This is a genomic window from Aliihoeflea sp., from assembly GCF_052435475.1.
GTDB lineage: Bacteria > Pseudomonadota > Alphaproteobacteria > Rhizobiales > Rhizobiaceae > Aliihoeflea.
In genome coordinates this window covers 281,348-293,696 of record NZ_JBQVMV010000003.1, presented here as the reverse complement: position 1 = coordinate 293,696, position 12,349 = coordinate 281,348, and the positions used below count along the sequence as shown (strand labels likewise).

The 12,349-nt window shown below is 65.0% G+C and carries 11 protein-coding genes; 8 read left to right on the top strand and 3 right to left on the bottom strand.

Annotated features, from left to right (window positions below; translation table 11 throughout):
- Positions 1 to 154: 154 nt before the first annotated feature.
- On the bottom strand, positions 155 to 955 hold the full coding sequence (paaG, locus tag ACT6QU_RS06880; protein ID WP_444563266.1) for a 2-(1,2-epoxy-1,2-dihydrophenyl)acetyl-CoA isomerase PaaG: 801 nt from the start codon (positions 953 to 955) through the stop codon (positions 155 to 157).
- A 25-nt stretch (positions 956 to 980) separates the two neighbouring features.
- On the bottom strand, positions 981 to 2,135 hold the full coding sequence (locus ACT6QU_RS06875; protein ID WP_444563267.1) for an Mrp/NBP35 family ATP-binding protein: 1,155 nt from the start codon (positions 2,133 to 2,135) through the stop codon (positions 981 to 983).
- A gap of 146 nt (positions 2,136 to 2,281) precedes the next feature.
- On the opposite strand from ACT6QU_RS06875, the gene ACT6QU_RS06870 reads away from it, so the two are divergent.
- The 8 genes from ACT6QU_RS06870 (at position 2,282) to ACT6QU_RS06835 (ending at position 10,295) form a co-directional block, all read left to right on the top strand.
- A complete protein-coding gene (locus ACT6QU_RS06870; RefSeq protein ID WP_444563268.1) occupies positions 2,282 to 2,770 on the top strand; it encodes a VOC family protein in 489 nt (162 codons plus the stop codon).
- Between the two features lie 38 nt (positions 2,771 to 2,808).
- Positions 2,809 to 3,708, top strand: coding sequence for a LysR family transcriptional regulator (locus ACT6QU_RS06865; RefSeq protein ID WP_444563269.1), 900 nt, complete (start codon positions 2,809 to 2,811; stop codon positions 3,706 to 3,708).
- A 126-nt stretch (positions 3,709 to 3,834) separates the two neighbouring features.
- Positions 3,835 to 4,314: a formate dehydrogenase subunit gamma gene (locus tag ACT6QU_RS06860; protein ID WP_444563270.1), complete on the top strand. Its 480-nt coding sequence runs from the start codon at positions 3,835 to 3,837 to the stop codon at positions 4,312 to 4,314.
- Complete coding sequence (locus tag ACT6QU_RS06855) at positions 4,311 to 5,864, top strand: formate dehydrogenase beta subunit (RefSeq protein ID WP_444563271.1); 1,554 nt, start codon at positions 4,311 to 4,313, stop codon at positions 5,862 to 5,864. Before ACT6QU_RS06860 ends, ACT6QU_RS06855 begins: the two co-directional genes overlap by 4 nt.
- The gene (locus ACT6QU_RS06850) at positions 5,861 to 6,076 is read left to right on the top strand and encodes a DUF4287 domain-containing protein (protein ID WP_444563272.1); all 216 of its coding nucleotides are present in this window, start codon (positions 5,861 to 5,863) and stop codon (positions 6,074 to 6,076) included. The genes ACT6QU_RS06855 and ACT6QU_RS06850 overlap by 4 nt, the downstream gene beginning before the upstream one ends.
- Positions 6,077 to 6,086: 10 nt before the next feature.
- Positions 6,087 to 8,960, top strand: a complete 2,874-nt coding sequence (gene fdhF, locus ACT6QU_RS06845; protein ID WP_444563273.1) for a formate dehydrogenase subunit alpha — start codon at positions 6,087 to 6,089, stop codon at positions 8,958 to 8,960.
- 182 nt (positions 8,961 to 9,142) lie between these two features.
- On the top strand, positions 9,143 to 9,967 hold the full coding sequence (gene fdhD, locus ACT6QU_RS06840) for a formate dehydrogenase accessory sulfurtransferase FdhD (protein ID WP_444563274.1): 825 nt from the start codon (positions 9,143 to 9,145) through the stop codon (positions 9,965 to 9,967).
- The gene (locus tag ACT6QU_RS06835; protein WP_444563275.1) at positions 9,957 to 10,295 is read left to right on the top strand and encodes a formate dehydrogenase subunit delta; all 339 of its coding nucleotides are present in this window, start codon (positions 9,957 to 9,959) and stop codon (positions 10,293 to 10,295) included. Before fdhD ends, ACT6QU_RS06835 begins: the two co-directional genes overlap by 11 nt.
- A 39-nt stretch (positions 10,296 to 10,334) precedes the next feature.
- Here the strand turns inward: ACT6QU_RS06835 and ACT6QU_RS06830 are convergent, their stop codons facing one another.
- Positions 10,335 to 11,795 carry an aldehyde dehydrogenase family protein gene (locus tag ACT6QU_RS06830; protein ID WP_444563276.1) on the bottom strand — a complete coding sequence of 487 codons (1,461 nt, stop codon included), beginning with the start codon at positions 11,793 to 11,795 and terminating at the stop codon, positions 10,335 to 10,337.
- Between the last annotated feature and the right edge of the window lie 554 nt (positions 11,796 to 12,349).

The window sequence follows — 12,349 nt, the reverse complement described above, 5'->3', positions numbered from 1 at the left end:
AGACCAGGGACCCAACGGTCTCCCGCCCGCAGCCACTATGACATGGACACGATACACAGGGACCCATTCCGTGACCTTCGACCGCACGGAATGGATCCCGGATACGCGCCTGTCGCTTCGCGCCATGCGCGTTCCGGGACGACGCCGGACCTACTCAGCCCTTCCTTACCGCGCGAAAGTCGGCCGGGCGCTTTTGCAGGAACGCCGCGACGCCTTCTTTGTAGTCGTCCGACATACCCGCCTCGCGCTGGTATTTGCGCTCGGCATCGAGTTGCGCGTCGAGTGAATTCACCGATGCTTCGTGGATCGCCTTCTTGGTCAGCGCATAGGCGTTGGTCGGGCCCTTGGCGAAGGTTTCGACCAGCTTGATCGCCTCGTCCATCAGCTTGTCGTCGTCGACTGCCTTCCAGATGAGGCCCCAGTTGGCAGCGTCTTCGGCGGAGAGTGGTTCGGCCGTCATGGCAAGCGCCTTGGCGCGCGCTTCGCCGAGGTGTCGGGTCAGCCAGTAGGTGCCGCCAGCGTCGGGGACGAGCGCGATCTTGGAAAAGGCCTGGATGAACTTCGCCGACTTCGCGGCCAGTACGATGTCGCAGGAAAAGGCGATGTTGGCGCCGGCGCCGGCCGCGACGCCGTTGACCGCACAGACGACCGGCTTTTCCATTGCGCGCAGCTTGCGTACCAGCGGATTGTAGAAGGTTTCCAGCGTCTTGCCGAGATCGGGGCGCTCGCCCATCATCGCCGGGTCGCGGTCCGAAAGGTCCTGCCCAGCGCAAAAGCCGCGGCCGGCGCCTGTCAAGAGGATCGCGCCGCAGTTCGCATCCTTCTCGCATTCGTCAAGTGCGGCCCGCAACGCATGATGCTGCGCCTCGTTGAACGAATTCAGCCGGTCCGGCCGGTTGAGCGTGATGACGGAATAGCCGTCCCGCTTCTCGTAAATGACGACGTCCTGGCTCATGGCCTCCCCCTTCCCCTTTTCGCAACTATTCGAAGACGATCTTTGGCGTTGCCGCTTCACTTGCAGCCACTTCCGCGCGCAGCCGCTCGAGCACCTTTTGCGCGATGCCGCGATAGACGCCGGCCTGCGGGCCGGTCGGGTTCGAAACCACGACCGGCGTTCCGGCGTCCGACGTCTCGCGCACGTCCATCGTCAGCGGCACGGCGCCGAGGAACGGCACGCCGAGGCGTTCGGCCTCGCGCTCGGCCCCACCATGGCCGAAAATGTCGTAACGCGCGCCGGTATCGGGCGCGATGAAATAGCTCATGTTCTCGACGATGCCGAGCAGCGGTACGTCGACCTTGCGGAACATGTTCAAGCCCTTGCGGGCATCGATCAGGGCGAGATCCTGCGGCGTCGAGACGATGACGGCGCCGGCGAGCGGCACGTTCTGCGCCATGGTCAGTTGCGCGTCTCCGGTGCCGGGCGGCATGTCGACGACGAGCACGTCGAGTTCGCCCCACTGCACTTCGCGCAGCATCTGCGTCAGCGCCGACATGACCATGGGGCCGCGCCAGATCATCGGCGTCTCCTCCTCGACGAGAAAGCCCATCGACATGACCTTGACGCCGTAATTTTCCATCGGCTTCAGCGTCTTGCCGTCGACCGTCTCGGGTTTGCCGGTGATGCCAAGGAGACGCGGCATGGACGGACCGTAGATGTCGGCATCGAGAACGCCGATCTTGAGGCCGAGCGCCGCAAGGCCGAGCGCGATGTTGACCGCCGTCGTCGACTTGCCGACGCCGCCCTTGCCGGACGCGACCGCGATGATCGAGCGGATGCCGGGCACGCCGCGCTTGCCGGACTGGGTCGAGGGCGGGGCGGCCGGAGGCGCGGGACGGGGGGCGGACTTCGGCGCGGGACGTGGAGGCGCTGCCTCCATGCCGCCGCCCTTCTTCTCCGCCGTCAGCGCGACGACGGCGTCGGCGACGCCGGGGATCGCCTTGACGACACGCTCGGCGGCCGCGCGCAGCGGCTCAAGCTCCTGCGCGCGCGCCGAGGGAACGGTGATCGAGAAGAACACCTTGGAATCGGCGATGAAGATATCCGAGACGAGCCCGAGCGAGACCAGGTCGCCCTCGAAATCGGGGCCTTTCACGGTCTTGAGCGCTTCGAAGACAGTTTCCTTGGTGACGGTCATGATGCACGTTTCGCTGGAATGGACTGATGAGCAGATAGGCCATAATCGGCCGCGAACCAAGCGGCGAAGTTTTTCGCACGCTCAATGTCGGCGCCGAAGCGGCGCGTGCGTCCTTTGCGCGAACGACATCAAGGAAGGAGTTCGTCATGCAGGACAAGCTGACCACATGGCTCTGGTTCGAGACCGAGGCCGAAGAGGCGGCGCGCTTTTACGCGTCGGTCTTTCGCAACACGCAGATCGGCGATGTTCTTAAAGCACCGGGCGGCGGCGAGCCGCATACGACCGAGGGCCAGGTGCTGACCGCCGAATTTCGGATCGAGGGCCATGGCTTCGTCTGCCTCAATGGCGGTCCGCATCCGGGCGCAGCGCGCTCGGATAGCGTTTCGTTCCAGATCCTGTGCAAGGACCAGGCGGAGGTCGACGAATACTGGAACAAGCTTTCCGCCGATGGCGGACAGGAGGTCCAGTGTGGATGGGTCAAGGATCGCTACGGCTTTTCGTGGCAGATCGTGCCCGAAATACTGCCGCGCCTGATGGCCGATCCGGACCGTGCGAAGGCCGCGCGCGTCACGGCCGCAATGATGAAGATGATCAAGCTCGACGTTGCGGCGCTCGAAGCGGCCGCGCGCGGCTGAGGCTTTCGCGGCAGCGTCGCGCGCGATAGGGTCCGGCCATGATCGACAGGCTGGAATTCTTCATCGCGCTTGCACGGGCGCAGCATTTCGGCCGTGCCGCCGAGGAACTGGGTATCACTCAGCCGACGCTTTCGGCCGCGATCAAGGCGCTGGAGGACAAGCTCGGCGTCATGCTGGTCAAGAGGGGATCGCGCTTTCAGGGACTGACCGCGGAGGGCGAGCAGGTGCTCGTCTGGGCGCGGCGGATCACCGGCGATGCGCGGACCATGAAGGAGGAGATGCGCGCGGCGCGGCATGGCCTTTCGGGGCGCATCCGAATCGCCGCCATTCCAACGGCACTCGCCATGATCCCGCGGCTGACGACGCCATTTCGCGAGCATCATCCCGGCGTCACCTTCTCGGTGCTGTCGCGCACCTCGATCGAGGTCCTGTCCCTGCTCGGCAATTTCGACATCGATGTCGGCATCACCTATCTCGACAACGAGCCGCTCGGCCGCGTCGTTTCGGTGCCGCTTTATTCGGAGCGCTACCAGCTCATCACCGCCGCCGGCACCGAATTTGCCGATCGCCGTTCGGTCACCTGGGCCGAAGTCGCAGACCTGCCGCTGTGCCTGTTGACGCCCGACATGCAGAACCGGCGCATCATCGACCAGCATCTGGCCGAGGCCGGCAGCGTCGCCCGGCCGACGCTGGAATCGAACTCGATGATCGTGCTGTTTTCGCATATCCGCACCGGCAAATGGTCGTCGATCATGCCGCTCAACCTTGCCGAGACATTCGGCTTCGCCGAGCCGATCCGCGCTATCCCCATTGTCGAGCCTGACGCAAGTCATCTGGTCGGCCTCGTGGCCGCCGACCGGCAGCCGCACACGCCGCTCGTCGCGGCGCTTCTGGACGAGGCGATGACGCTCGCAGGCGACTTCGACGCCGAGCGCTGACCTAATGTCGAATGAACGCGTTTGATAGATTTTCTCTATCGAACGACGATTCGGCTTTATTGATTCCGGGGCATTTCTGCGGCTTGATCGAAATCGCACATATGCCTTGATCAGGGAGGGCGCTGCGTGACGATGCAGCAGGCAAGTACCCAGATCGCAGCGAGAACCGCTGCCATCATCGCAGAGCATCAGGGGCTGGACGGCCCGCTGCTGCCGATCCTGCATGGCATCCAGGACGAGTTCGGCTTCGTGCCGCAGGACGCCCTGCCGGTGATCGCCGACGCGCTGAACATCTCCAACGCCGAGGTGCATGGCGTCGTGACCTTCTATCATGACTACCGCCGCGCCCCCGCCGGCCGCCATGTCATCAAGCTGTGCCGCGCGGAAGCCTGCCAGTCGATGGGCGGCGACGCGCTGGCCGCCATACTGCAGGCACTGCTCGGCATCGGTTTCCACGAGACGTCGGCCGACGGCGCGGTGACGCTCGAGCCCGTCTATTGCCTCGGTCTTTGCGCCTGCGCGCCCTCCGCCATGGTCGATGGCGAGGTGATCGGCCGGCTCGACGCCGAACGGATCGAAGAGATCGCGGCAGAGGTGCAGGCATGACGACCATCTACATTCCCCGCGATTCCGGGGCGCTGGCGCTCGGGGCCGATAAGGTCGCGAAGGCGGTTGAGGCCGAGCTTGCCGCACGCGGGATCGAGGCGAAGATCGTGCGCACGGGGTCGCGCGGGCTCTACTGGCTGGAGCCGATGGTCGAGGTGAAGACGGCGACTGGCCGTGTCGCCTATGGCCCGGTTCGCGCGTCCGACGTCGCCTCACTGTTCGACGCGGATTTCCTTGTTGGCGACAAGCATGAAAAGTCGCTCGGCAAGCCGGAGGAGATTCCGTTTCTCGCCCGCCAGACGCGCCTCACATTCGCGCGCTGCGGCATCATCGATCCCGTTTCGCTCGACGACTACCGCGCCCTTGGCGGTCTCGTCGGGCTCGAGAAGGCAGTCTCGATGGCGCCGCTCGACATCGTCGCGACCGTGACCGAATCCGGCCTGCGCGGCCGCGGCGGGGCGGGTTTTCCGACCGGTATCAAGTGGAAAACCGTCCACGATGCGCCGGGCGAACGCAAATATGTCGTCTGCAATGCCGACGAGGGCGACTCGGGCACCTTTGCCGACCGGATGATCATGGAGGGCGACCCGTTCGTGCTGATCGAGGGCATGGCGATCGCCGGCATCGCGACGGGCGCGACCAAGGGCTACATCTATATCCGCTCGGAGTATCCGCACGCGGTCGCGACCATGAACGCGGCCATCGACGTTGCGCGCGGCGCGGGCGTCCTCGGGCCGCGCGTGCTCGGCTCTGCGCATGCGTTCGACATGGAAGTGCGCGTCGGCGCTGGCGCCTATGTGTGCGGCGAGGAAACCTCGCTGTTGAATTCGCTGGAGGGCAAGCGGGGCGTGGTGCGCGCCAAGCCGCCGCTCCCTGCGCTACAGGGGCTCTTCGGCAAGCCGACCGTTGTCAACAACGTCATCTCGCTCGCCTCCGTGCCGATCATCCTCGACAAGGGCGCGGCGCACTACAAGGATTTCGGCATGGGCCGCTCGCGCGGCACCATACCGATCCAGATCGCCGGCAACGTCAAGCATGGTGGGCTGTTCGAAGCCGCGTTCGGCATGACGCTGGGCGAGATCGTCGACGAGATCGGCGAAGGGACGGCTTCGGGTCGCCCGGTCAAGGCGGTGCAGGTCGGCGGACCGCTCGGCGCCTATTTCCCGCGTGCGCTGTTCGACACGCCGTTCGACTACGAAGCGTTCGCCGCAAAGGACGGGCTGATCGGCCATGCCGGCATCGTCGTTTTCGACGACAGCGCCGACATGCTCTCTCAGGCGCGCTTCGCTATGGAGTTCTGCGCGGTGGAATCCTGCGGCAAGTGCACGCCGTGCCGCATCGGCTCCACACGCGGGGTCGAGACGCTGGACAGAATCGGCGCCGGCATCGAGCCGGAGGCAAACCTCGCGCTCGTCTCGGACCTTTGCAACACGATGAAATTCGGGTCGCTCTGCGCGCTGGGCGGCTTCACGCCCTATCCGGTGATGAGCGCCATCACGCATTTCCCGGATGACTTTGCGCCCCGCGCCCACAAGGAGGCAGCGGAATGAGCGCCGAAAAAGTCAAAGGCCCCGCCTCCTATTTTCCATCGATCGAGAAGACCTATGGCCAGCCGATCACGCACTGGACTGCGCTCATTCAGGGCCGGACGGGTACGAAGCACATGGAAATCGTGAACTGGCTCAAGAGCGAACATGGCCTCGGTCACGGCCATGCGAACGCCCTCGTCGCCCACACGCTTGCAGAAAAAACGGACCGCTAGGAGTATTCCCATGGGTCTCATCCACGAAATCGACTACGGCACGCCGGCCTCCAAGGCTGAAAAGCAGATCACGCTCACGATCGACGGACGCTCGGTCACCGTGCCGGAAGGCACGTCGATCATGCGGGCGGCGATGGAGATCGGCACCGAGATTCCGAAGCTGTGCGCGACGGACATGCTGGATTCCTTCGGCTCGTGCCGCGTCTGCCTCGTCGAGATCGACGGGCGCGGCGGCACGCCGGCTTCCTGCACGACGCCCGTCGCCGAGGGCATTTCCGTGAAAACGCAGTCCGACCGGCTGAGTGCGATCCGGCGCGGTGTCATGGAGCTTTACGTCTCGGACCATCCGCTCGGTTGGGACGCGAATTCTGGCCTCGGCGGCAGCGAGTTCGACGCCGTCGTCCAGTCGACGGGCCTCACCGAGAACCGCTACGGCACGGATGGCCGCAACCATGTCGCGCCGGGCAACGGCTCGCTCAACATCGACTACATCGCGCGCGATGCGTCGAACCCCTATTTCACATACGACCCGGCACAGTGCATCGTCTGCTCGCGCTGCGTCAGGGCCTGTGAGGAGGTGCAGGGCACGTTCGCGCTGACCGTCGAGGGGCGCGGCTTCGAATCCCGCATCGCCGCCGGTCCTACCGATTTCCTCGCATCGGAATGCGTTTCCTGCGGCGCCTGCGTGCAGGCCTGCCCGACCGATGCGCTGCGCGAGAAGTCCGTGCTCGAAAAGGGCATGCCCACGAGTTCGGTCGTCACGACCTGCGCCTATTGCGGCGTCGGGTGTTCGTTCAAGGCGGAAATGCAGGGCGAGGACCTGATCCGCATGGTGCCGTGGAAGGACGGCAAGGCCAATCGCGGGCACTCCTGCGTCAAGGGCCGCTTTGCCTACGGGTACTCCAATCACAAGGATCGCATCCTCAACCCGATGGTTCGCGAGAAGATCAGCGATCCGTGGCGGGAGGTGACGTGGGATGAAGCGTTCGCCCATATCGCAAAGGAATTCCGGCGCATCCAGTACCAGTATGGCAAGGGCGCGATCGGCGGCATCACCTCCTCGCGCTGCACCAACGAGGAGACCTATCTCGTCCAAAAACTGATCCGCCAGGGCTTCGGCAACAACAATGTCGATACCTGCGCGCGCGTCTGCCATTCGCCGACAGGCTATGGGCTTGGCCAGACCTACGGCACCTCTGCCGGCACGCAGGATTTCGATAGCGTCGAACAGACGGACGTCGTGATGATCATCGGCGCCAACCCGACCGACGGCCATCCCGTCTTCGCCTCGCGGCTGAAGAAGCGCCTGCGCCAGGGCGCCAAGCTGATCGTGCTCGATCCGCGCCGCACGGACATCGTGCGTTCGGCGCATGTCGAGGCGCAGCACCATTTGCCCCTTAAGCCCGGCACCAATGTCGCGGTGCTGACCGCGCTTGCCCATGTCATCGTCACCGAAGGGTTGTTCGACGAGGCGTTCATCCGCGAGCGCTGCGACTGGTCGGAATTCGAGGACTGGGCGGCCTTCGTCGCCGAGGAACAGAACTCGCCGGAAACCGTCGGCGCGCTCGCCGGCATCGACCCGGAGGAAATCCGTGGAGCCGCGCGTCTTTACGCCAGGGGCGGAAACGGCGCGATCTATTACGGGCTCGGCGTCACCGAACATTCCCAGGGTTCGACCACCGTCATGGCGATCGCCAACCTTGCCATGGCGACAGGCAATATCGGCCGTCCGGGCGTCGGCGTGAACCCGCTGCGCGGCCAGAACAACGTGCAGGGCGCGTGTGACATGGGCTCGTTCCCGCACGAATTGCCGGGCTATCGCCACATCTCGGGCGACGCCGTTCGCGATATCTACGAGAGCCTGTGGGGTACCAAGCTCGACAACGAGCCGGGTCTGCGCATTCCCAACATGCTGGATGCGGCCGTCGAAGGCACGTTCAGGGGCATCTATATCCAGGGCGAGGACATCCTTCAGTCGGACCCGGACACGAGCCACGTCTCGGCCGGCCTCGCCGCGATGGAGTGCGTCGTCGTCCACGACCTCTTCCTCAACGAGACGGCGAACTACGCCCACGTCTTCCTGCCGGGCTCGACCTTCCTCGAGAAGGACGGGACCTTCACCAATGCCGAGCGCCGCATCAACCGCGTGCGCAAGGTGATGGCGCCGAAGAACGGGCTTGCCGACTGGGAAGTCACGCAGAAGCTCGCCCAGGCGATGGGGCTCGACTGGAACTACGCGCACCCGTCGGAGATCATGGACGAGATCGCCAGGACCACGCCGTCGTTCCAACTCGTTTCCTACGAATATCTCGACCAGATGGGCTCGGTTCAGTGGCCCTGTAACGAGAAGTCCCCGCTCGGGACGCCGATCATGCATATCGACGGTTTCGTGCGTGGTAAGGGCAAGTTCATCCGCACCGAATATGTCGCCACCGACGAGAAGACCGGACCACGCTTCCCGCTGCTGCTCACGACCGGACGCATCCTGTCGCAGTACAATGTCGGCGCGCAGACGCGGCGTACCGAGAACGTCGTCTGGCATGACGAGGACCGGCTGGAAATCCATCCGCACGACGCCGAACAACGCGGCCTTCGCGACGGCGACTGGGTGCGGTTGGCGAGCCGTGCCGGCGAGACGACGCTGCGCTCGCTGATCACCGAGCGCGTCGCCCCGGGCGTGGTCTACACGACCTTCCACCACCCGAACACGCAGGCCAACGTCATCACCACCGATTTCTCCGACTGGGCGACGAACTGTCCGGAATACAAGGTCACAGCGGTTCAGGTGACGCCATCCAACGGTCCTTCCGACTGGCAGGTGGACTACCAAGACCAGGCGCGGCAGTCGCGGCGGATCGCAAGGCCGCTGGAGGCGGCGGAGTGAGGGAAACCTGAGATGGCGAGTTCCTTCGCGCCCCCCTCTGTCCTGCCGGACATCTCCCCCGCGAGGGGGGAGATCAGCCCAACGCGGAGGATAACGCGCGTGATCTCCCCCCATGCGGGGGAGATGTCCGGCAGGACAGAGGGGGGCGCCGTAAAGCGCCGGACCCTCGGAGGTCCTTTCCGATGACCCGTCCGCCAATCACCACCCTCCCCCGCCTCGCCCACCGCACGACAGGCACATCCACCGCCGACCGCAATGTTCCCGAGGAAACGCCGGTCGCGCTGTCTTATGGCGGCACGACGCATGCCGTGATGATGGCCTCGCCCGCGGACCTCGAGGATTTCGCGATCGGGTTCTCGCTGACGGAAGGCATCATCGCGTCGCTTGACGAGATCGAGGCGATCAACGTCGAGGATCATGGCGCGGGGATCGACATCCAGATCCGCCTTTTCGACAAGGCGAACACGCGGTTCGAGGCACGGCGGCGGCGTCTTGCCGGGCCGGTGGGCTGCGGGCTGTGCGGCATCGAATCCATCGAGGAAGCGATGCGTGCCGTGCGTGGCGTATCCGACGCGGCGCTGGCGCTTTCCGCGCACGACATCACGCAAGCAATCCGGCTCCTGTCTAAGGTGCAGCCGCTCCACAAGGAAACCGGCGCCGTACACGCTGCAGGATGTTACGTTCCCGGCCGCGGCATCATCCTGGCACGCGAGGATGTCGGTCGGCACAATGCGCTCGACAAGCTTGCCGGCGCATTGGCGCAGGCAGGCGTGGACGGTTCGACGGGAGCGGTCGTCGTCACGAGCCGCGTTTCGGTCGAGATGGTGCAGAAGACCGCCGCGATCGGCGCGTCCTTCATCATTGCCGTTTCGGCGCCGACGGCGCTCGCGATCCGCACCGCCGAAGACGCCGGCATGAGCCTCGTCGCGCTGGTGCGCGGCGACGAATTCGACATATTCACCCATCCCGAACGTCTGACACCCGAGAGCAGCACCCATGTCGCATGAGGCCTTCAACCCCCACACGAAGCTGATCCGCATGGCGAACCAGATCGGCACGTTCTTCGAATCGAAGCCGCACGACATGGGCGTCGCCGGCGTGGCGGAGCACATCAACAAGTTCTGGGAACCGCGCATGCGTGGTCACTTCTTCGAAGTGGTCGACAAGGGCGGCCAAGGGCTGAAGCCGATCGTGCTGGAAGCCGCCGCCACAATTCGTCGCCCCGGGGCACCGATCAGCCCGGAACAGTCGCGGCAGGCCAATGCCGGTGTGCCGGGCGATAAGGGCGAGGCATCCGGCGAAACCAAATCGCGCATCGCCGCATCACAGGGCTAAGAAAAAGGCCGGGCAATTGCCCGGCCTTTCCCGTTTCGATCAGAACATCGGCGGATAGGGCCGACCGCCACGATCAAGCGTGATCCAGCGCGTTTCAGTGAAGGTTTCGAGTGACCAGCGGCCACCGTGCTTGCCGACGCCCGACGCCTTGAAACCGCCGAACGGAACATGCGGCTCATCGTTCACCGACGAGCAGTTGATGTGGCAATTTCCAGTGTCGAGCTTGTTGACGATGGCAAGTCCCCTGCCCTCATCGCGGGTCATGACGCCGGCCGAGAGGCCGTATTCGCTGTCATTGGCGATCTCGATCGCCTCGTCATCGGTGCGGAACGGGATCACCGGCACGACGGGCCCGAAGGTTTCGTCCTGGTAGATCTTCATGTCCGGCGTTACGCCGGTCAGGATGGTCGGCTCGACGAAGCGGCCTTCGATCTTGCCGCCGAGCACCACCTTCGCGCCCTTGGCGATGGCGTCGTCGAGCTGTTCCTTCACCTTGGCGACCTGCTTGTCGTTGATGAGCGGGCCGATGATGTGCTCCTTGCTCTTGGTCGGGTCGCCGACCTTGAGCTTCTTCGCGCGCTCGACGAACTTCGCCAGGAAATCGTCGAAGATCTTCTCGTGCACGAGCACCTTTTCGACCGACATGCAGATCTGGCCCTGATGCATGAAGGAGCCGAAATTGGCGGCCTGTGTGGCGCGCTCCATCTCGGCATCGTCGCACACGATCAACGAATCCTTGCCGCCGAGCTCGACGCAGCACTTCTTCAGATGCGCGCCGGCCTTCGCCGCGACCTGACGGCCGACGGCCGTCGAGCCGGTGAAGGAAATGCCCTTCACATAAGGATGCTCGATCAGTTCGTCGCCGACCTCGGCCACGTTCTCGCGCGAGCAGGTGACGACGTTGAAGACGCCCTTGGGCAGGCCTGCTTCCTCGAAGATTTCGGCGAAGAGCAGGCCGCCGAGATAAGGCGTTTCCTCGGACGGCTTCAAGACGATCGTGTTGCCGGCGACGAGCGGGAACAGGAAGCCGCGCGCGGTGAGGATGCAGGGGAAATTCCATGGCGAGATGACCGAGACGACGCCCATCGGGCGGCGCGTCGCCATCGAGACCTTGCCGTATTCTGACGGCATGACCTCGCCGATCGGGTTCCAGACCGACGCCGCGGCGGCGTGGAAGACTTCCGTCACGTAGCCGGTCTCGAACATGCCCTTGCCGAACCAGCCGCCGCCTTCGGCCTGGATCGCATCGACGATTTCCATCTTGCGGCGCTCCCAGATCTCGGCCGCCTTATGGAGATAATGCGCGCGCTTGGAGAAGGGCAGCGCGGCCCATTCGGGGAACGCCTTGTGCGCGGCCTCGATGGCGGCAGCGGTCTCGGCGCGGCCGGAATCCGGCACCTCAGCCCACACCGAGCCGTCGGCCGGGTTCAGATCCTTGAAGGTCTTCTTCGTCGCGGACCAGCCGCCGCCGATATACATTCCTTCGAAAACACGAGCCATTTTCAAGCCTCCTTATGCTTCTTCCGCTTTTTGGGCGATTTCTTCTTCGTGTGGGAATCGGCGTCCAGCGTGGCCGCCGGTTGCGGCGGTATCGTGAACGCGGTGAGGGTTTTGCGACGCGCGGCGACGTGCTCGGCCTGGATGGCGGCGGCGCGGGCCACCACGTCGGACAAGTCGATGCGTTTGGGAGCTGCGGCGACCTGCACGTCGTCATCGTCGATGTCGAATCCGGCGCTGTTGTGACCAACGAGGCCGTGGCCGCCATCGAGCTTTTCTGGCGCCGCGACGACCGGCTTGCGCGGCAGGACGGGCCGCTCGATCGGCCTGCGCCGGCTTGCGACATGGGCGGCAAGCCGCTTGGTCGCGCGGTCGGCGAGCGCGGCCGCATCGAACGCAAGTTCCGCGCGGCGCGGCTCGGTCGAGTGCGTGACGAATGCCGGGCGCTCTGACGGCTGCGGGGTGCCGGCTCCGCGCGTCAGACGGTTCGCCATCATGTGAGCGGCAAGCCGTTCCTGCGCTCGCCGCGCCAGTTCTCCCGCCTGATCGGAGAGGCG

Coding starts and splice junctions, on each gene's coding strand:
- ACT6QU_RS06850 (WP_444563272.1), top strand. CDS start 5,861: ATGAGCGCCGAAAAAGTCAAAGGCCCCGCCTCCTATTTTCCATCGATC.
- ACT6QU_RS06875 (WP_444563267.1), bottom strand. CDS start 2,135: ATGACCGTCACCAAGGAAACTGTCTTCGAAGCGCTCAAGACCGTGAAA.
- ACT6QU_RS06865 (WP_444563269.1), top strand. CDS start 2,809: ATGATCGACAGGCTGGAATTCTTCATCGCGCTTGCACGGGCGCAGCAT.
- paaG (WP_444563266.1), bottom strand. CDS start 955: ATGAGCCAGGACGTCGTCATTTACGAGAAGCGGGACGGCTATTCCGTC.
- fdhD (WP_444563274.1), top strand. CDS start 9,143: ATGACCCGTCCGCCAATCACCACCCTCCCCCGCCTCGCCCACCGCACG.
- fdhF (WP_444563273.1), top strand. CDS start 6,087: ATGGGTCTCATCCACGAAATCGACTACGGCACGCCGGCCTCCAAGGCT.
- ACT6QU_RS06870 (WP_444563268.1), top strand. CDS start 2,282: ATGCAGGACAAGCTGACCACATGGCTCTGGTTCGAGACCGAGGCCGAA.
- ACT6QU_RS06855 (WP_444563271.1), top strand. CDS start 4,311: ATGACGACCATCTACATTCCCCGCGATTCCGGGGCGCTGGCGCTCGGG.
- ACT6QU_RS06835 (WP_444563275.1), top strand. CDS start 9,957: ATGTCGCATGAGGCCTTCAACCCCCACACGAAGCTGATCCGCATGGCG.
- ACT6QU_RS06830 (WP_444563276.1), bottom strand. CDS start 11,795: ATGGCTCGTGTTTTCGAAGGAATGTATATCGGCGGCGGCTGGTCCGCG.